We start from the raw sequence: 19695 nt of genomic DNA, 5'->3' as shown, positions 1-19695 counted from the left end.
AGCGAATTACAGCACGAATTCCAAGCGGATTATCACACGCCGGAATTCTATCGCTAATGGAAGTGTGTGGCGCATTAAAGCGAAATCATTCGATGCTACGATTAAGAACAGAACTAACTTCCCTTACGTCGGACTGGCGCTTTCCCGAACCTGGTCAGCCGGCGATATTTTTTGCGTGTATCTCGAATTGATCACAACGGACATCTCCGGTCCTAATTGGCAGAGGGATCGCGGTAGGATCTCCGGCTGCAAGGCCGCCGGCTGCGCAGCGCTGATGGTTCTGGCCGCGTTGCTGACGCCGCATATGCAGGCGCAGCAGCAGTTCGAGGATCTGGCTGCGCAGGCGGCAGCTGCGCGCGATCAGCAGAACATTCCCGCTGCTATCGATCTCTACAAGCGAGCCGTTGAGGCAAGGCCCGACTGGCAGGAGGGCTGGTGGTATCTGACGTTGCTGCAATACACGACGAATCAATATCCGGGAGCGATTGATGCGGCAAGCCATCTGCTACAGCTTGAGCCGCATGCGGTGCCGGCGATCGCGTTGAGGGGGCTCTCAGAGTTTGAGGTTGCGGACTATAAGGGTTCGCTGCGCGATCTGGATATGGCTGTGCAGCATGGAGCGGCGAACGATCCGCACAACGAGCAGATTGTGCGCTATCATCTAGCGCTCGACCTGACGCGCGCCGGCCGATTTCAGGATGCGCTGGAACAGTACCGGGCATTGGCGGCGAAGCAGATCGATGCGCCGGAGATCCTGGTGGGGATTGGACTGGCGGGCATGCGTGTGACGTCGTTTCCGTCGGAGGTAAGGGCGGAAGATCAGGAACTCTATACGGCTGCGGGACGGGCGGGGTACGCGTTTCTGACGGGCGAGAGCAACCAGGCAGACGAACTGTTCCGGCAGATGTTTGCGAAGTATCCAACAACGCAGAATCTGCACCAGTTCTACGGGATGCTGCTGTATTCGCATGATCCACAGCTAGCGGCAGAGCAGTTTTCGAGCGAGGTTGCGGTAGCTCCGGCGAATCTGGATGCGCGGGCGCTGCTGGCATTCACGCTGGTGTTGTCAGGCAAGTATGCAGAGGCACTGCCGGAGGCGCAGAAGGTGTACGCAGCCGAGCCTGGGTTGCAGATGGCGCAACTGGCGCTGGGGCGCTCGCTGGGAGAGACTGGCGATATCGAGCAAGGGACGGCGCTGCTGAAGAAAGTGCTTGAGCAGGATCCTAACAATCTGGAGGCGCACCTGGGATTGGCTTCACTGTTTGCCCGCGCCGGAAAACGAGGGGACGCATACCGTGAGCGCATGGTCTGCCTCAAGCTGGCGCAATAGGGTGATGCGCGCGGGCGTGCGCAGGATCGCGGCGGCGAGCGCGCTGGCGGTTTGCGTGGTTGTGTTGTGCGCCTTTGCGTCGACGCAGACTGCGGCAAAGCCCGATACGAAGCAGGCGGTGACGTGCGGCACCTGCCATGCCGGCGTGGTGAGCTCGTATGCGAATGCACCGATGCGTCATGCGATGGAGCCGGCGGAGACGAATCCCACGCTGATGGCGCATCCGGATCTTGCGGTGCAGCAGAATGGGTATTCGTACAGCGTGCAGACGAAGGGCGGCGTGAGCACGTATGCGGTGTCGGACGCGACGGGCACGCTGAGTTTGCCGATTCACTGGGTGTTCGGGCAGCACTCGCAGACGTTCGTGCTCGAAAAAGACGGCAAGCTTTATGAGAGCCTGGTGAGCTATTTTCCGCGCGAGCAGGGATTGGGGACTACGCCGGGCGATGAGTCTCTGAAGCCGAAGAACCTGACGGAGGCGATGGGGCGCGAGCTATCGCAGTGGGAGAGCTTGTCGTGCTTCAACTGCCATGCATCGGGTGCGACGAAGGGAACCCAACTGACGCTGAAGACGCTGACGCCAGGATTGGAGTGCGAGCGCTGCCATGCCGGCGCGCAACAGCACATGCTGGATGCGCAGAACGACAACTTCAAGACAGTGCCGAAGTCGTTGAAGCGCATGAGCACAGGGGAGATTTCGAACTTCTGCGGGCAATGCCATCGGAGTTGGGAGACGGTGGTGCGGAACCACTGGAAGGGGCCGGCGTTTGTGCGATTCCAGCCGTACCGGTTGCAGAACAGCAAGTGTTTTGCGGCGGACGATCCGCGCATCAGCTGCCTGGCTTGCCATAATCCGCATCAGCAGGTGAACCATGACCAGGCGTTCTATGACAAGAAGTGCCTGGCGTGCCACGCTGAGACGCATGTCGCGAGTGCAGCGGCTGCGCCGGGGGCGAAGACGTGTCCTGTGGCGAAGGACAAGTGCTCGACATGCCACATGCCTAAGGTTGAATTGCCGGGCGGGCATGCGCTGTTCACGGATCACCAGATTCGCGTGGTGCATGCGGGGGATGCGTATCCGAATTAGCGGGTGATGCGTGCTGGGTTGGGAATGGTTTCCCTTTCAGCAAGTCAGCGTCGCTTCGCGACCTAGCAAGTCAGCGGGTCAGCCTCCAATGCCGAGGCCGACCGAATCATCATTCAGCAAGTCAGCGGACCCTTTTGAAGAACGACGACGCGCATTCGTCTGGCGCAGTTTATGGTTTCTGCGTTGTTGCAGTGGACGCTTCGAGCGGGTGCACCGAGCTGAAGGGGACCTCCATGGTGCCAACCTTGCGGGTGCTGGCGTCGTAGACTCCAGTGCGGAGCCAGAACTGGCCCTTGGGTACTTCGACGTCGGCGTGCAGTTGAAGTCCGCCATTCTTCTGGTAGATTTCCCACGCATCCGGCTTGATGTTCAGGGCAACGAGGTGTTCGCGCCGACTGACGATCTGTCCGTATTTGTCATAGACGATGAGGCCCAGGTTGATCGTGCCGGTGCGATTTCCGTCCTGGTTGAGCTTCAGGTCGAGATCCGTCAGAGGCACTACGAAGTCGACGGCGTATTTGTCACTCTTGCCGCTGGTTTCGGAGGGAGTTGAGGGGGCGGCGGGAACGATGCGCTCGGTATAGAGGATCTGGTCAGTCAGTGGCAAGCCGAAGTCCATGAACGGGGCGAGGGGGTCGCCCGTCTGCACGGCACGCTGCGCGGCTTGCTGCTGTGCTCCCTGTGCGGAGCCGGGAGCGCTGTCTTCGCGGGCGTAGTAGCCATGGCGATAGGACAGGCTGTACTTGCCGCCCGACACGTTGACGCTGATCTTGCGGAGTGCACCGTTCATGTTGGTGTCAGAGGGGGTATAGGAGAGGGTATAGAAATCCGAGCTGGAAGAGGTGACCTTGTCGATGATTCCGGAGAGATCGTTGCCGTTGTAGAAGGCTTTGCCGCCGGTTTGCTCGGCGACCATGTCCATGGTGGCATTGCTTGAATTGTTCGCCGAACTTTCGGTCTGGAGATTGTGCGCCAGCAAGCCACTGGCGGTGGTGACATCGTCGTGCCCGCTGTTGATGCTCGAGGGATCCGTTGTCCCCGGTGGGAAACCGCCTGGGGGTCCGATCACCTGCTGCGGATTCTGAACAGTCCTATTCAGCGACGACTCAGCAGTATGGACGGTGGGGGTCCATGCGCCGCGTACGTCAACCGGGTAGACGGCGACGCGTGATGCGGCCAGCAGATTCACGGTTTTTGGCACGGTGTCGTCGAAGCGCATGTCAGTGAGGCCGAAGATGTCGAGGGGGAATGCGCCGGACATCCAGATGAGGTTCTTGCGGCCGGGGAACGCGGAGAGGTAGATGGCGAGTTGCTGAAGGGCCTGGGTGGTCCGGTATTCGCGGTCGGCGGTCTGCGCGTACTTGGTCTCAGCCATGAATTGCTGGAAAGACTGAATCATGGCTGCTGCGGCGCCCGGGGTCATAGCGCCGGGACCCGCGCCGACCAGTTGGTTCATCAGGCCGACTGTGAGGTCCTGCGCGTTGGTCTCTTCCTTGGACTGAAGCAGCACGGAAGGCTCAGGCTTGTCGTTCTTGTGGTAGCCGAGGGCGGTAGCCAGAACGGCGGGATCATCGGAGAATCCTGAGACGAAACGGAGATTGAGGGAGAGCGTTACGATGGCCAGCCGGGTGCCGGGCTTGAGGGATTTGAGGTAGCGCTCGGCTGCCTGGCGTAGATACATTTGATCCCCCATGGGGGTATTCAGCGCGTCAATCAGGAGAATGTTGACGGCCGGAGGTGTGGCGATGGGGGAGTAGTTGCTGAAGACGTCTTCAGGCAGCTGGGGCATGGAGACGTTCTTACGCTTCTCTGCGGTGAGGCCGCGATGCTCCTCGAAGTAGGAGATGTTTTGTGCCGTCCCTTGCTCGGTGAGTTTGAAGGAATCTTTGCTGAGGCCGTGGACCGGCTTTCCTTCGCGGTCAGTGACGATGACGTCTACCAGGACTGCACGGCTATTGAGGCGGAGGGTGGTACCGGAATCGGCGGGTGCCTCTTGAGCAAATGCAGGGGCGACCAAGGCGAGTCCAAAGGCAAGGGTGAGCGCTGGGGTAATGAAGGGGCCTTTCACGGGTACACCTCCCACGTGCTCAAGAGCTTACCACCGTGCAATGCGATCTGCCACAGGGGGTTACGAGGCGGAGGGAGGGGGTTCAGGCCGGTCCGGGATGAGGTTGGCCCGAGGGGACGTGGCACGCGAGGGAGCGAAGCGATACCATGGACAACCATCCGGAGTTCGGCCGTCTCAGAGTGACTATATGAGCGCAAATTCCCAATTCGTTGATTGCCCAATGGATAATCCGCACGCGCGCGAAACCCGGCAGGCGCTGCCGCGCTTCCTTTCACGTGCACCTCGTCTTCTGGCCCAAGGAACCGTGATAGGCGGAGCTGCCATGGCGGGCGCGGCAGTGCTTGGGGCAGTGGCGGCCATTGCCGTGCTGGCCGGCCGGCGCAAGACCCGTCGGAAAGAGATGCGCGGCAAGACAGTGCTCATCACGGGATCGTCGCGGGGGCTTGGGCTGGCCATGGCAGAGGAGTTCGCCCGGCTTGGCGCCAGGATCGTTCTTACAGCCCGCGATGCCGAGGAGCTGGAACGTGCCCGCTACATGCTGCTGGAACGAGCAGGGGTGGGATCGGCTGACGTACTCGCGGTGCCTGCGGACGTGAGCAAGCACGAGGAGGCAGAGTACCTGGTACATCGCGCGCTGGAGACGTGGGGCCGGATCGATGTGCTGGTGAACAATGCCGGAATTATCACGGTGGGTCCGATCGAGAATCAGACGGTGGAAGACTTCCGCACGGTGATGGAGACGAACTTCTTTTCCGCGGTGCATTGCACGCTGGCCGCGCTGCCCGCCATGCTGCAACGCGGATCGGGCACAGTGGTGAATATCACGTCGATCGGCGGAAAGGTTTCAGTACCGCACCTGCTTCCCTACTCTGCCAGCAAGTTTGCCGAGGTGGGATTCTCAGAGGGTCTGCATGCGGAGGTGCGGAGCAAGGGAGTGCACGTGATGACGGTTTGTCCCGGGCTGATGCGCACGGGGTCGCACCTGCATGCGCTGTTTGCAGGGAACTCCGAGGCGGAGTACCAGTGGTTCAGCGTGGGCGCGACGACTCCGGGCGTGGCTGCGAGTGCGCGGCACGCGGCGCGGAGGATTGTGCGTGGTGTGCTGGATCGCGAAACCGAGCTGTTTATCACGCCGCAAGCTGCTGTGGCGGGACGGCTCGCGCAAGTGGCGCCGGAGTTTACTGCGGCGGGGTTGAGCCTAATCAACAGGATCTTGCCGGCTCCGGGGGCGCAGCGGCCCAAGCGAGGGGCCGAGGTTCGCCAGCGCGAAGTGGCGTCTGTGCGTGTGTTCGGATCAGGAGCAGCGCGGCGTTACAACGAGATGGGAGAATCGCCGGCGCGGTGAATAGTTGTGAGCGTAAAAAGAAAGCCCGGCGAGTTGCGCCGGGTTTTCTTTTTTTGCGTGCTTGCGGTTAGGGGCTAGTAGGGCCGGTCGTGATCGTGGTCGCGGTCCATGTCGTGGCGTTCGTTTTGCATGTGATGCATCGCTTCTGAGTAGCCGTGCTTGAACGATTCACGATAGTCGCTGGTGTACTGTCGATCAACGGGTGGATGACGGAACCGCTCGTGGTCGTCCGCGTCCTTGTGGGAATGGCGTGCCCAGTCATTGCGTGCTGCTTCAATGCCGTCGTGGAATCCCTGCCGTTGGACATCGCGATAATCCTCGGGCGGCTGATCCCAGGGACGATCCTGATAGTAGCCGGACTGAGCAGGCGCCGGCGCTGCATGTGCCTTCGCCGTAATCATGCCTGCGGGTGCTGCCAGCGAAACAGTGAGTGCGGCGATCGAAAACCATTTCATGTTCATTCAGGTCCTCCTTGCGCTCCAGACGCAAAAGATGGGCGGACTATCAAATTGCGTTGCTTTGCCGTCATGTTTGACTGTGCGCGAAGCTGATGCTGGAGTCGGTTGATGGCGCTGAAGACAATGCGCTTAAGTCTGGCTCAGGACGCCTGCCCGTGGGATTTTACAAGGTGTTTGTAGGCATCGTTGTAGCCTCGCTTGTAGCCGTCGCGATAGTCGGGAACGAAGCCGCGGTCGACCTTGGGATGCACGTATTCCTTGTGCCGCTCGAGGTCGGGGTCGCGGTGCTTGTCGTAGTCCTTCATGGCTGCCTGGACGCCGGCGTGAAAGCCTTTCCTCTGCATCTCCTTGAACTCGGGGGGCGGCTGCATCCAGGGGAGCGAGGTGATTCCGTCCTGGCCAAACAGAGGCTGCGACCAGGTGGTTGCTGGAAGCACCAGGAGAATCATCAGGAGTGCAAGGGTGGAAGCTGCTGCGGTGCGGGATCTGCGCATGTGCGGCGGTTCTCCTCCACCCGTGGGATGGTGGGCCGCAGGAGCGCTGTTGCTTTGCCGTCAGTTTTGCGGGATTGTGGCGAGTGAATTCATTCGGCGGGGACATCGCGGAGGTCGATGCCAAGCTGCTGGCATTTCTTGTAGAGGTGGCTACGCTCGAGGCCGAGCGCTGCGGCGGCCTTAGTAATGTTGCGATGCTGGCGTCGGATTTCCGCAAGGACTGTGGCTTTTTCGAATGAGGCTACGCGCTCGGCAAGAGGGCCTTGGTCTAGTGCAGGCATGTTGATGTTGCCGGGTGCTGCGGAGTGCGCGTTGATGCTAGGCAGCGCAAGGCGCACGGTTTCGGCATCGACCTCAGTGCCTGAGAGAAGCAGGAGGCGTTCGACCATATTGCGCAGCTCGCGAATGTTTCCCGGCCATGTGTACTTCTGAAGGGCCGCGATGGCGTCGGTAGTGAAGGGGATTGGCTTCCAGCCGTTCTGCGCAAACACCTGTTGCGCGAAGTGTTCCACCAGGAGAGGGATGTCTTCCGACCGGCTTCGCAACGGAGGAAGCTCGATGGGAAATACGATGACGCGATGATAGAGGTCGCGGCGGAAGGCACCGGTCTGCACCTGCTGGTCGAGATTGCGATGGGTGGCGACGATGACGCGGACATCTACGTGAACTGGCTTGTCGCTGCCGATGCGCTCTACGACGCTCTCCTCGAGGACGCGCAACATCTTGGCTTGCATGGTGGCGGGCATGTCGCCGATTTCGTCGAGGAACAGCGTGCCGCGGTGTGCCTGCTCGAATTTGCCGATATGCCGCTGCGCGGCACCAGTGAAGGAGCCTTTTTCGTGGCCGAACAATTCGCTTTCGATGAGTTCGGCGGGAACCGCGGCGCAGTTTAGTGTGACGAAGGGTCCGGCAGATCGATGGCTCTTTTCGTGCAGCGTGCGGGCTACGAGCTCTTTGCCGGTGCCGGTCTCGCCGTAGATGCAGACGCGCGACTCGCTGGCTGCTACGCGCTCAATTTGAGCCATGATGCGGCGCATGGTGTCGCCGGTCCAGACCAGCTCGTGCTTGCCGACGCGCGTGCGCAGTTCGCGGTTTTCCGATTCGAGCCGCGTGAGCTTCAGCGCGTTCTCGAGGGTGACGAGCAGTTTTTCGGTTGAGAGCGGCTTCTCGAGGAAATCGAGAGCGCCGAGCCGGGTGGCGCGGACGGCCATGTCGATGTGAGCCTGGCCGCTCATCATGACGACGGGAGCCGTGACGCCCGCGGCTTTCAAGTCGGCAAGCAGAGCGAGGCCGTCACGGCGCGGCATGACGACGTCGCTGAGAATCATGTCGAATGTCTGGGTGCGTGCGAGCTCGAGCGCGCGGGCGGCGTTGTCGCAAACGGTGGCTTCGTGACCGGCGAGCCGGAAGGCGCGCGACAGAGAGGCCAGGGTGTTCGCCTCGTCATCCACTATAAGAATGTTGGCCTTCATGCTCATGCGATCAGTTGCCAGTGGGTCAGTTGTCGGTTGTCAGTGATTCGACCGCGCGTGGCAGAGTGATGATAAATGTTGCGCCGCCGCCCGAAGGGCTTTCGACTCGGATCGTTCCGTTGTGATCGGCGACGATGGACTGGACAATGGCCAGTCCGAGGCCGGTGCCGTGCTCCTTGGTGGTGTAGTAGGGGGTGAAGAGGCGGTCGCACTCTTCGGGGGTGAGGCCCCGGCCGGAGTCAGCGACGGTGATCTCGATGGAGTCCGGCAAGGGGCGAGCGCCGAGGCGCAGAGTTCCGCCTTCCGGCATAGCATCGCGGGCGTTGAGGACCAGGTTGGAGAGGGCTCGGTGCAGGAGTTCGGGATCGGCGTCGAGGGGCATCGGATCCAGAGCGAGTTCGACGCTGCAACGGATCTTATCCATTTCCGCGGCGGCATCGGCATCTTCAACAGTCATTCCGCGAACTAGGGATGGAAAGTACAGAAGCGCCACTCTCCAGATCACGTCTGCGGTTTCGATGCGCTCTACCTCAGGTTTCGGCATCTTGCTGAAGTCCCCGAAGCGGCCAATGATGGCTTTGAGATTCGCGATCTCCATGCTGAGAGTGCGGGTGCTCTCCTCGAAGACTTCGTCGAACTCTTCCGGGGGAAGGTGGCGGGAGCGGGCGAGGTTTTCGACGGTGAGTTGCAGGGGGAAGAGCGGATTCTTAAGCTCGTGCGCGAGGCGCCGCGCCAGTTCGCGCCACGCCGCTACACGCTCGGTCTGCACCAGCTTGTCGCGCTGCGCGGTGAGCTGTGCGGTCATGTGATTGAAGCTGCGCGCCAAGACGCTGAGCTCATCGCGTCCTCTCTCAGGGACAGACACGTCCCAGTTGCCGGCGGCAACTCCTTCAGAGGCGCGCGCGAGTTCTTCAATCGGACGTGAGACGCGCGCGGCGATCCAGAGACTGAAGACGATCGCCAGGAGGATTCCGCCGCTGGCGACGCCGTAAGAAATGGCACGAATGTGCTGCTGGGCCTCAACCATGCCTTTACGCGAGATGGCGACTGTGACGACTGCGAGGGTCTGGCCCTGGTCGTTCTTGAGCGGGATCGCCGTGACGTTCGCGCTGTCTTCACGGTGTCTCGTGAGGTAGACGATGGAACTGACCTGCTGGCCGGTTTTCAGGGCGGCGATGATGATGCTTTGATAGGGCTGGACGCTGGCGGGTGCGCCGTCGGATGTGATGAGGTGCTTGGGATTGACGGCACTGGCTGCATCTGGAGCTTGAGCGGCGTCGTCAGCGTAGAGCGCTATGGTCATGCCGGGGGCGACGGGGAGATCTGCGAGAAATGCCTGATCCAGCTTTTGTCCACCGATGATGCGAATGGTTGGCCCGCTGCCGAGAACGGGTCTCACGGCGAAGAGGCCGAGCTGCGAGGTTCCATCAGGGAGGCTTTCACGTTTGAGGAAGGCTGAGGAGTTCTGCGTCGCCGCGGCAGCATCGGTGTAGCCGAAGCGTGCGGGCCATTGCGCTGAGCTGATGATCTCGCCTGTTGGGCTGACGATTTCGAGGAAATCGAGATGCGCCTCGGAGGCTAGGTGCTGCGCTTCTGTAACGTAGAGCGCGGAGTCGCCGGTCTGTGCGATCTCGACGGCAATGGAGCGGGCGCGCTCGCTGGCGGCTAATCGATCGATGGCTGAGGCTACTTCGGTGGAGCGGCTCTGGAATTCGCGCTGAAACTGCGCGACGAACAGGGCGGTCTCTTCCTGGTCGCGCAGCTCGAAGACGTTCTTTATGCGCAGGAGCACTGTCCACGCAACCACTGCTACCGCGGCAGTGATGGTAGCGGCGAAGAGCAGGAGCAGCTTCTGGCGCAGAATCACTTCGCAGCCTCCACCGAAGCTCCGTCGAGGGCGAGCGTTCCATCGTAGTGCAGTTGCAGATCGCGGACGCGGGAGCTAAGGGCATAGGCACAGGGCAGGTGGACGAGCGGGATCAGAGTCTTGCGATCGAGGAGTTCGCGCTCGGCGCCGTAGGCTGCGCTCAGATCGGCGCCGCCGGCTTGGATGGGCTGCCCGGTTGCGAACGCAATCTGCGAAAGGTCTGCTGCGGCATCTGCGCCTCCGACGCGGAAGATGCGCAGGCGCATGTCGGGGGTTTTGGTACCGGGTCCAACAACCTGCACGTTGAATCCGGCTTCACGCAGGTTAAGCGCAATGCGCTGGGCCGCGAGTTGAAAGGTTCCGCTGCTGTCGGCCTGCAGTGTTAATAGTGGTGCGGTAATGCCTCCGCGCAGTTCGTGCGCTTTATTCAGATCGCGCTCGGCTGGAAACAGGAAGGCGAATCCTGAGATGTTCTGCGGCAGGAGCGCTGCGCTGGCTTTGCCTTGCTTCTGGAAGATCACGTTGGCAAGGGCATTGCGGTCGACGGCGTAAGCCATGGCGGCCCTGAGGTTTGGGTTTGCGAGCGCGCCTGTGTTGCTCAACTCGAGCGCTAGAACCTCAACAGGTGCCGAGGCAAGCACGTTGAAGTGTTGCTGCTGTGCCTGACGGATGTTCTCGGCTGGGACCTCCACCAGGTCGGCGCGGCCGCCGCTGAGATCGAGCCACTGATCACTGGTTGGGCGGCGCGTGTGAATCTCGATTGCATCGACGAACGGGCGACCCTCCCAGTAGGAATCGCTCGCGGCCAGGGTGAGGATGCCGTTGGTGAATCCGGAAACCTGGAAGGGTCCGGTTCCGCCATCGGACTCCGCCGTCTGCGGCTTCGAAACAAGGAACTCGTCTCCGGCCAGAAGCTGCGGAAGGTGCGGCATCGGAGTATCGCTTGTGAACACGATGGAAGTGCCGAGCGCGCGCACTGCTTGCCACGGACAGCTCGCCATGCATGAGGCCATCAGGGACGCGGCGATTGTGGTCGATGCGAGCGCCGAGCCGTCGTGAAAATGAACACCGGGACGAAGGCGGAATTGCCAGCGATGATCCGCGTTCTCCGATGTCCAGGAAGTTGCGAGGGCGGGGCGGATGTCTCCGTCATCGCCGATCTGCGTGAGGCCGTCGAGGACGAGGCGGCGCGCGATTCCGTTGGGACGCTGCCACGGATCGCCGGCGATTTCGACGCGGAGCGTTTCTCCGTAATGCGGGCGGGTTCGCGCCGCCAGTGGGAGCGCGGCTAGGACAAGCAGCGCGCTAATTGCAGCTTTGGGAAACACGGTCCACCTCGTAGTCGAAGCCGCGGCCCTGTTCGAGAGGCTTGCGCACGATGGCGATTACAGATTTTTGATCCGGCGCGGGCCACAAGGCCATTGCTGTTCCGCCGAGCATGAGGGGTTCGCTGATGGGCACGGCATCCTGGGCGGGCAGTTCGTAGGAGCGCAGGCTGTCGGCGGATCCTTCGCCCGAGGAGGACACGATGACCTGCTCACCTCCGCTGCAAGTTGAATTGACCGCGGCGACATCGCTGCCCCAGTCGCGTGTGCCTGTCACTGGTTTGAGCTGGCTGTTCTCAAGCAGGAGGACTCTGCCGTCGATTGCGCCGATTAACAGAGCCGGGCCTGCGGCACGGTTGGGCACTAGGGCCGCAGTGTAAAACGGCGGCAGGTCCACGCCGAGTGGGGGCGCGATGACTCCTGTGAAGTAGTTACGCGCTGAATTGTAGAAGGCCTTTGTGCCTGTGGTCGCGGCAGACGAAAGCAGAGGCCATGGATCATCGCTTGCGCGGCAGTGAGTGGTCCAACTTGCGGTGGGGGGGCCGGCTGCCGCTTCGAATATTCCGATGCAGGCCACGTTTGGCGCATAGGCTTCGAATCCGTTTCCGTCTGTTGCGGGAATCACGATGCCACGCGGGTCGCGAGAGGCCATGTGGGTAGTGGGGAAATCTGCGTGCGTTAGTTGGGACCATCCGGTTGGCGTCGGCTGGAAGATTTCGACGCGTGCGGATGTGAGGACCACCAACGCGTTGTTCAGTTGTGCTGCGGCGAGAATTGCGGAAGTGGCAGGATCATGCTGGCCGGCCTTCGATTGCAGCTCTGAGGCTTTGGCGATTGGCTGGATATGCAGCGTGATCTTCTGCTTTGGGGGCGAGTTCGGCGGCGCGGGTTCATTCGCCGTGACCATCACCACGCGTGTCTGGTTGCCCTGAACGATTTCGGCGACCCACACCGCTCCGCGCGCATTTTCGCTGAGGGTTACGCGCAGAGTGTTTGCGCTGTCGCCGCTGGTAATGGCAACGCCATCCGCTTTCAGACCATCTTCAAGCAGCCGGCGAATTGCGGGGAGCGACTCATTGGGAATGCTGGAGAGATTCTGAATGGTGAGGTGGGCTGAGGCGGGGCCGAGCACGTCGGCGATTTTGTGGGCCAGCTCAGTTGCGGGACCGTTCCACCGCCCGGCGTCTTCTGCGATGGCGGTCATCGCAAACAGAAAGATGAAAGCGCCTGCCAGCACGACTATGCCCGATTTTGCACGCACCACCAACCGATCGAGCAGCCTCATGGACCCTGTCTTTCTGATGAAATTTCGTTTGGGCGGATTATATCGTTTCGAGGGAAAGCCCCATCCGATGGCTTCAGGGATGGGGCTTCCGGTTCGCTGCATCACTGTCCGGGCTTCTTGTCGGGAGTGGAGTCGTTGTCCATCTCTTTTTGGATAGCCGGGTTGGTGGCCATGTTCTTGAAGACGTCATTCGCGAAGAAGAACTTGCCGTCAGACGGGACCATCACGACCTGGATCTTGTCGGACAGGCGCTCAGCGATGATCTTGTTGATGAGGAGCGGGGAGCGGTTCAGTAGATCCGCTTCGCTCTTCATGCGTTCTGCGTTGGCCGCGGCCAGCAGCTTGATCCGGCTCGCCTCCGCGTCGGAAAGCAGATTGCGGCGCTGCAGCTCGGCTTTGCTGTCGATGACCTTGGCCTCGGCATCGGCCTGGGCGTTCTGGATCGTGGCTTCCTTACGAGCCTCAGCCTCAAGCTTGCTTTGCTGAATCTGCTTCTCCTTCAGAGGCAGCGTGTACTGCATGGCATCGGCTTCACCTTTGGCTTCAACTACCTTGGATTGGGCGTCGCCCTCGGCCTGCTTCACCTTCTGCTTTGCTTCGGCTTCCGCCTGGAGTTCGGCGATGCGAACCTGCTTCTGCTGGATCTCGGTTTGGATTCCGAGCTGGTCGTCCTCCTGCTCCTTCAGCAGTAGACCTTCGAGGCCTTTCGCGTATTCATCGGGAAGCTGGATTTCAGAGAGCATGACCTCCTCGACGACGATTCCGTCGGAAGCGAGTTTGCGGGTGATGATCGCGCTTGCTTTCGTGCGGATATCCTCGCGCTTGGTCGAGAAGATTTCGCGCACGGTGTACTGCGGGGCTAATTCCCGCCACGCGCTGGCAACGATGGGCGGAACAAGTTGCTGGTCAGCCGGCTGAGGAAGGTGCGCCTGCACGCTGGATAGCTTGGCGGGGTCGAGACGGTATCGCACCGTGACGCCCAGGCCGATCTTCAAGCCTTCGCGGGATTGCACATCCAGGCCGGGCTTTTCGGCTGGAGCCTTTCCGGCAGGTTGCGCGCCGAGTCCTGCGGCGAACATGTGGTCGCGGAGGTCAAACATTTGCACGCTGTCGACGAGCGGCGTGATGAAGTGCGCGCCGGGGTAGAGGGTGCCGGGCAGAGTTCCGCTCAGCTGGCTCACACGGACGCCGCCCATTCCGCTGGGCACAACGACGATGCTTATGGCGAGCAGCAGCGGAGCGATTCCGATCAATGCGAGTGGAATCGATCGGCGCCATTCGATTGGTTCGGGAGCGACGGCCGACTCAGGGTTGGCGTTGTTCTTTCGCATCGTTTGCAGGCGCTTGAACAACGAATACAGTGGGATTGCCAGTGCGGCAGCGAACAACAGCGCCCCGGCCACGATCAGCAACAGCTTCAACGCGAGCATTTTCCGCCTCTCTTTCGGTTGGTGTGCTCTTCCTGTTTCCTGTGCCCCGGCCACGGAGCAAGCAGCAGCCGGACCAGCCCGCCGAACGTCAACTCTTCGAACAACAGCGCCGTTACGATGGGGAGGAGAACTGAACTGAAGTGAATGCCCGACAGCATGGCGACCTCCGTTACCGGGTTCCGCCGGCCGTGGCCGTCATAGCCTTGGCGATCTGAACCGTGGTGTCAGCGCTGGCCGGCGCGGTGGTTGCAGCGATAGCGGGAGCAGCCACCGGAGCTTGGGCAGTCAGGACGGGCTGCTGGGCAGGTGAGGGACCTTCATCGGTACCGAAGAGCTGCGCGGTCTCGTCGTTGCGTTCGCCGATCAGCTCAACCGTGTCGCCCACCTGGACGAGAGCGAAGAGCTCTTCGAGGTTGGCCTTCGCCATGCGGATGCATCCGTGAGAGGCGGCCTTGCCGATGGACTTGGGAGCGTTGGTTCCATGGATGCCGTAGCCGCGAACGCTGAGCCCCATCCACCGCGTGCCGACCGGATTGCCCGGGCCGGGCTGAACCGTCTTGCCGTCGTGCTGGTAAACGGGATTGGCAACGCGGCGCTCGATGGTGAAGGTGCCTACCGGGCTGGGAGTGGAGGGCTTGCCGACCGCGACGGGGTAGACCTTGGTGACCTTGCCGTCTTCTACCAGAGCCAGCTTGCGATCTTCGAGGCTGACCACGATCACACGCTTGGTTGCGTCCTGCGCTGCCGCTGCCGCCATTCCCATCACCAGAACTGCTGCCGCTGCCAACCTCGTAAGCTTCATTGCTTCCCTCCGCTGTTGCTCAACTGCCTGCGTCATCAGGGAATGCAATGGGTGTGCCAGCGTAGATTGGCTGGAAAGAAAGGACTTATGTACGGGTGGGTGCGGGCTGAGGCGTGTCAGTGCTGACACAGAGGGGAAGGGCAGACACGCGCGGACTCGACAGGAAAGGAAGACGGAGGGTGGGGTCTGGGTTCGTGCTTTCCCAGGTCCCAGAAACGGGGACCTGGGACACCCTCGTTTGAGCTGGAACGGTCGGCGGCTACGGAGGGCTAGAAGGGGTAATGGCGCGGGGCGGTTTGCATCGTGATCCAGCGAAGCGTGGTGAATTCATCGATGCCGCGCTTGCCGCCGAAGCGGCCGTAGCCGGAGGCCCTGACTCCGCCGAAGGGCATCTGCGGTTCGTCGTGCACGGTGGGGCCGTTGATGTGGCAGATGCCGGTCTGGACCTGGCGGGCGAGATTCCAGGCACGCGCGATGTCGCGGCTGAAGATGGCGGCAGAGAGGCCGTACTCGGTGTCGTTCGCGATGCGAAGGGCCTCGTCTTCTCCGCTGACGCGAACGATGGTGACCACGGGGCCGAACGATTCTTCGGCGTAGATGCGCATCGAGGAGGTGATGCCGTCGATGACGGTGGCGGGCATGAGCGTGCCGTTGGCGGCGCCCCCGGCGGCGATGCGTGCGCCTTTCTGAACGGCATCTTCTATTAAGGTGGCGACGCGCGCGGCGGATTTGGCGTCGACCATGGAGCCGAGGACCGTGGGACCGAGAGATGGATCCTGCAGGGGCAGCTTTGCCGCTCTCCGCGCGAGGCGTTCAACGAAATCGTCGGCAATCCTCTGATCGACGACGATGCGCTCAGTGGACATGCAGATCTGTCCCTGGTTCATGAAGGCGCCGAAGATCGAGGCGTCGACAGCTGCGTCGAGGTCTGCATCGTCGAGCACGATGAGCGGGGCCTTGCCGCCGAGTTCGAGCAGCACGGGCTTGAGATGGCGCGCGGCGCGCTCGGCGATGACGCGACCGACGCGCGTGGATCCTGTGAAGTTGATGTGGCGGACGGCGGGGTGATCGATGAGGGCACCGACGATGTCGGCTGCATCTTCAGGTGCGTTGGTGATTATGTTGAGCACGCCATCGGGAATGCCGGCCTCGTGCAACGCGCTTCCAATGAGGCGATGAACCGCGGGGCACGCCTCTGAAGCTTTGAAGACGACGGTGTTGCCGCAGGCCAGCGGCGTTGCGATCGCCCGAACTCCGAGGATGACAGGGGCATTCCAGGGCGCGATGGCGGCGCACACACCGATGGGCTGACGGATAGCCATGGCCACGTTGCCGGGCACGTCGCTGGGGATGACTTCGCCTGCGATTTGGGTCGTGATGGAGGCGGCTTCACGGAGAATCGATGCGGCAAACGCAACGTTGAATCCAGCCCAGGCTGCGGTGGCGCCGGTCTCGCGAATCATGGCATCGATGAAGTCACTCTGATGGGCCAATAGTGCTTCGGCCGATTTGAGGAGGAGCTCGCGGCGCTGTCCCGGGCCCGTTGCGGACCAGGTCGAGAAGGCGGCGGCTGCGGCTTCTGCAGCCGCGTGAACATCGGCAATGCCAGCGGCTGCGGCGCTTGATGCGGGAGTGCCCTTGACGGGATCGATGCGATCGAACGAGCGGCCGTCCTTGGCAGACGTAGATTTTCCATTGATGAGCAGAGCGACTTCGTTCACTGGGCTTGACCTTCCTTTCCCATTCTTGAATCGGACTCGGGTGCAAGCGATATCAGCGCATCGAGGGCCGAAGCGCCTTTGCCTTGCGCGTATACAACGACTGGATTGATGTCGATCTCGAGCAGGCGCGGTTCGGAACGCATCCATCGGCCGAGAGTGGCAATGATGTTTGCTAGCGCGGAGACGTCGAGCGCGGGCGCGCCGCGGAAGCCTCGAAGCAGTGCGCTACAACGCAGCCTGTGCAATTCGCATTCGATCTCCTCAACGGAGAGATCGGGGGCGAGTAGGCGTACATCGTCCACGGCTTCCGCGAGCACTCCGCCGAAGCCGACGAGCAGGACCGGTCCCCACTGCGGATCATTGCGGGCGCCGACGATGAGTTCCACGCCTTGGTCGCCCATGTGTTCCACGAGTATGCCGTCGAGCTCCAAGCCGGGATTTGCGCTTCGCACGTTGTTGTGCAGCTTGTCCCAGGCTGTACGCAGAGCGTCGTCGGAATTAATGTTGAGCAGCACTCCGCCTGCGTCGCTTTTGTGCGGCAGGTGGGGTGATTGCGCCTTGAGAGCGATGGGATAGCCGGTGTCAGCGGCGATGCTAAGCGCGTCATCAACTGTGCGCGCGAGATCGCCAGCGGGAACAGGGATGCCGAGTTGCGAGAGGAGCCTTTTGCTTTCGAACTCGGACAGAACGCCAGCGTGATCAGCGTGAATTGGGGCGTTCGCGAGGGCCTCAGCGTGGTTCTGCTCGATGCTGATTCTGCGTGCTGAGATTCGGCCAATCGCGCGCAGAGCGCGCTCTGGCGAAGGGAAACACGGAACGCCGAGAGCTCGCAATTGTTCTAGTTCAGGGAAGTCGAAGGGCGCACCCTCATCGAGTGCCGCGAAGATTACGGGCTTATCCGGCCTCAACGTAGTGAGCGCATCGACGATGGGTGGAAGCTTGAGGCGGGTGGTTCCGGCATCAGTGAGGATGATGCCCAGCATCACACTGCCGAAGCCATCGTCATCCAGTACGGGAGGCAGTGTGCGACGGTAGAGGTCGGGATCGACGAGGCCTTGTGCCGTAAGGTCCAGAGGGTTCGACGGAGGAATGAACGGCGGCAGGGCTTGCCGTAGCGCCTGTTCAGCGCGCGGCGAAAGAGCGGGAAGGTGTAAGCCGATCCGATTGCAGAGGTCGAGCGTGAGTGCTTTGAATGCGCCGGATTCGGTGAAGACAGCAGTGCCGCCAGCGGGGAGTTCACGGCATCGGACCAAGATCTGAGTTACGTCTACGAGCTCTTCCATGCTCTCGACGTGAATGACGCCGGCGCGCGTGACGAGCGTGTGCATCACCTGGTAGTCACCGGCGATGGCGCCGGTGTGCGTGGCTGCGGATGCACGCGCCTCTTTGCTGTGTCCTGGATGGAGGAGGGCGATAAGCTGCCCGGACCGACGCGCGCGGCGTGCGAGTGCGAGGAAGCGTTGTGGCTGCCTGAACTGCTCGACTATAAGGGCAAACACGCGCGTGCGCTCGTCGCCGATGAGGTGCTCCAGGAAGTCTTCGACTCCATTGGCGGCTTCATTGCCGGTGGATACGGAGTATGTGAGAGGGATCCGGTGATGCCGCATGTTGACAGCGATGACCGCAGCAAGCGCGCCGCTTTGCGAGAGAATTGCTGCGCCGGCTATTTCAGGCGATGGCTGCGGAGGCGTCATTACGAAGGTGAGCGGGATGCCGTCGAGATAGTTGACCATCCCAAGGCAGTTCGGGCCCTCGATAATCATGTTGTGGTCGCGTGCGATGCGCGCGAGTTCTTCCTGTGCAGCACGGCCGTCGTCACCCGCTTCGCCAAAGCCGGCAGAGAAGACGATCACGCTTCCGAACCGCTTGGCGGCGCAGGCGCGGACGGAGGGAAGAGCGGCTGTCCCGGGCACGGCCAATACCGCGCAGTCGATACCATCGGGCAACTCATCGATGGATGCTATGCTCTGGCGGCCGTGAATCACCGGACGTTTGGGATTCACGATGCAGATGTCGCCGGTATAACCGGAACTTTCCAGATTGGTGAGAACACACTCTCCGAGAGACCCCGCAGTGGCAGAGATGCCTACGAGCGCGACGGACCGCGGCCGCAGCAGGCGATCGAGATTGCGGCGTTCAGTGAGGGGGTTTGTCTCCGCATCCATGAGGTCGGTTTTCATCGGCGATAGCTTTCGAGTCCCGGCTTGATGCTCTTCTCATCGAGAAATTGCTTGAGGCCCTTCTCGCGGCCGTGCTCGGGATCGCGAAGCGTTGCCTGATCGAGCTTGGCGTAGAGATAGTCCTCGCTTTGCTCCCAGGTGAGTTCACGGCAGCGTTTGAAGCCGTGCTTGGCGGCACGGAGAACTACGGGGTTCTTGGCTGCGAGCTTGTGCGCGAGGGCGATGGTCTCTTCGCGCAGCTTATCTAGCGGCACGGCACGGTTGACGAGGCCCATCTCGGCGGCTTGCAACCCGGTGAAGGTTTCGCCGGTCATGATGTACTCGAGTGCCTTGCGGTGGCCCACGGTATCGGCGAGCGCCTTGCTCACGAGATTGCCGGGGGGGATGCCCCAATTGATTTCCGAGAGGCCGAATACTGCGGTCTCTGATGCGATGGCCAGATCGCACGCGACCAGCGGCGAAAAGCCGCCTCCGAAGCACCAGCCGTTGACCATGGCAATCGTCGGCTTTGCGTACATACGCAGAAGCTTCCATTGCCAGGTGGAAGCGTCGCGACGGATCTTCTCCTGGACGATTTCAGGCGATTGGTCTACCTCGCGGAAATATTCTTTGAGGTCCATACCCGCGGTCCACGATTCGCCTGCGCCGGTAAGGACGAGCACCTTAACTTGCTCATCGATTTCGAGAGCCTCGAGCACGTCGCGCATTTCGCGGTTGAGAGTGGGGCTCATCGCGTTACGCTTCTCGGGCCGGTTGAAGATGACGAATGCGATGCTCTCTTCGATTTCGATCCGGACGGTGGTCCACTTTCCTTCGTATTGCGACATTAGT

The 19695-nt window shown here is 61.6% G+C and carries 16 protein-coding genes; 3 read left to right on the top strand and 13 right to left on the bottom strand.

Annotation, left to right across the window (positions count from 1 at the left end; genetic code table 11):
* The first annotated feature begins 175 nt into the window (after positions 1–175).
* Positions 176–1330 carry a tetratricopeptide repeat protein gene (locus MOP44_RS06545; RefSeq protein WP_260795160.1) on the top strand — a complete coding sequence of 385 codons (1155 nt, stop codon included), beginning with the start codon at positions 176–178 and terminating at the stop codon, positions 1328–1330.
* On the top strand, positions 1296–2417 hold the full coding sequence (locus tag MOP44_RS06540) for a cytochrome c family protein (protein WP_260795159.1): 1122 nt from the start codon (positions 1296–1298) through the stop codon (positions 2415–2417). The genes MOP44_RS06545 and MOP44_RS06540 overlap by 35 nt, the downstream gene beginning before the upstream one ends.
* Positions 2418–2586: 169 nt before the next feature.
* Here the strand turns inward: MOP44_RS06540 and MOP44_RS06535 are convergent, their stop codons facing one another.
* Positions 2587–4485, bottom strand: coding sequence for a VWA domain-containing protein (locus tag MOP44_RS06535; RefSeq protein ID WP_260795158.1), 1899 nt, complete (start codon positions 4483–4485; stop codon positions 2587–2589).
* Positions 4486–4672: 187 nt separating this feature from the next.
* Between MOP44_RS06535 and MOP44_RS06530 the strand changes: the two genes are divergently transcribed.
* A complete protein-coding gene (locus MOP44_RS06530) occupies positions 4673–5830 on the top strand; it encodes an SDR family NAD(P)-dependent oxidoreductase (RefSeq protein WP_260795157.1) in 1158 nt (385 codons plus the stop codon).
* Between the two features lie 74 nt (positions 5831–5904).
* Here the strand turns inward: MOP44_RS06530 and MOP44_RS06525 are convergent, their stop codons facing one another.
* From MOP44_RS06525 to MOP44_RS06470, 12 genes are all read right to left on the bottom strand, one after another.
* Positions 5905–6291, bottom strand: a complete 387-nt coding sequence (locus MOP44_RS06525; protein ID WP_260795156.1) for a hypothetical protein — start codon at positions 6289–6291, stop codon at positions 5905–5907.
* A 137-nt stretch (positions 6292–6428) separates the two neighbouring features.
* A complete protein-coding gene (locus MOP44_RS06520) occupies positions 6429–6782 on the bottom strand; it encodes a hypothetical protein (RefSeq protein ID WP_260795155.1) in 354 nt (117 codons plus the stop codon).
* Positions 6783–6871: 89 nt separating this feature from the next.
* Positions 6872–8260: a sigma-54-dependent transcriptional regulator gene (locus MOP44_RS06515; RefSeq protein ID WP_260795154.1), complete on the bottom strand. Its 1389-nt coding sequence runs from the start codon at positions 8258–8260 to the stop codon at positions 6872–6874.
* Between the two features lie 19 nt (positions 8261–8279).
* Positions 8280–10121, bottom strand: a complete 1842-nt coding sequence (locus tag MOP44_RS06510; RefSeq protein ID WP_260795153.1) for a sensor histidine kinase — start codon at positions 10119–10121, stop codon at positions 8280–8282.
* Positions 10118–11449, bottom strand: a complete 1332-nt coding sequence (locus MOP44_RS06505; protein WP_260795152.1) for an ABC transporter substrate-binding protein — start codon at positions 11447–11449, stop codon at positions 10118–10120. The genes MOP44_RS06510 and MOP44_RS06505 overlap by 4 nt, the downstream gene beginning before the upstream one ends.
* Positions 11427–12731, bottom strand: a complete 1305-nt coding sequence (locus MOP44_RS06500) for a hypothetical protein (protein ID WP_260795150.1) — start codon at positions 12729–12731, stop codon at positions 11427–11429. The genes MOP44_RS06505 and MOP44_RS06500 overlap by 23 nt, the downstream gene beginning before the upstream one ends.
* 101 nt (positions 12732–12832) lie before the next feature.
* Positions 12833–14161, bottom strand: a complete 1329-nt coding sequence (locus MOP44_RS06495) for an SPFH domain-containing protein (RefSeq protein ID WP_260795148.1) — start codon at positions 14159–14161, stop codon at positions 12833–12835.
* Complete coding sequence (locus MOP44_RS06490) at positions 14149–14319, bottom strand: hypothetical protein (protein WP_260795146.1); 171 nt, start codon at positions 14317–14319, stop codon at positions 14149–14151. The genes MOP44_RS06495 and MOP44_RS06490 overlap by 13 nt, the downstream gene beginning before the upstream one ends.
* An 11-nt stretch (positions 14320–14330) precedes the next feature.
* Positions 14331–14963, bottom strand: coding sequence for a L,D-transpeptidase (locus tag MOP44_RS06485; protein WP_260795145.1), 633 nt, complete (start codon positions 14961–14963; stop codon positions 14331–14333).
* 269 nt (positions 14964–15232) lie between these two features.
* Positions 15233–16684, bottom strand: coding sequence for an aldehyde dehydrogenase (locus tag MOP44_RS06480; protein WP_260795144.1), 1452 nt, complete (start codon positions 16682–16684; stop codon positions 15233–15235).
* Positions 16681–18864, bottom strand: coding sequence for an acetate--CoA ligase family protein (locus MOP44_RS06475; protein WP_260795143.1), 2184 nt, complete (start codon positions 18862–18864; stop codon positions 16681–16683). Before MOP44_RS06475 ends, MOP44_RS06480 begins: the two co-directional genes overlap by 4 nt.
* Entirely contained in the window at positions 18861–19691 is an 831-nt protein-coding gene (locus tag MOP44_RS06470; RefSeq protein ID WP_260795142.1) for a p-hydroxycinnamoyl CoA hydratase/lyase, read from the bottom strand. The genes MOP44_RS06475 and MOP44_RS06470 overlap by 4 nt, the downstream gene beginning before the upstream one ends.
* Positions 19692–19695 lie beyond the last annotated feature (4 nt).

Source organism: Occallatibacter riparius (assembly GCF_025264625.1).
Classification (GTDB): Bacteria; Acidobacteriota; Terriglobia; order Terriglobales; family Acidobacteriaceae; genus Telmatobacter; species Telmatobacter riparius.
The sequence above is the reverse complement of the archived record's forward strand: the minus strand, read 5'-3'. Positions and strand labels throughout refer to the sequence as shown.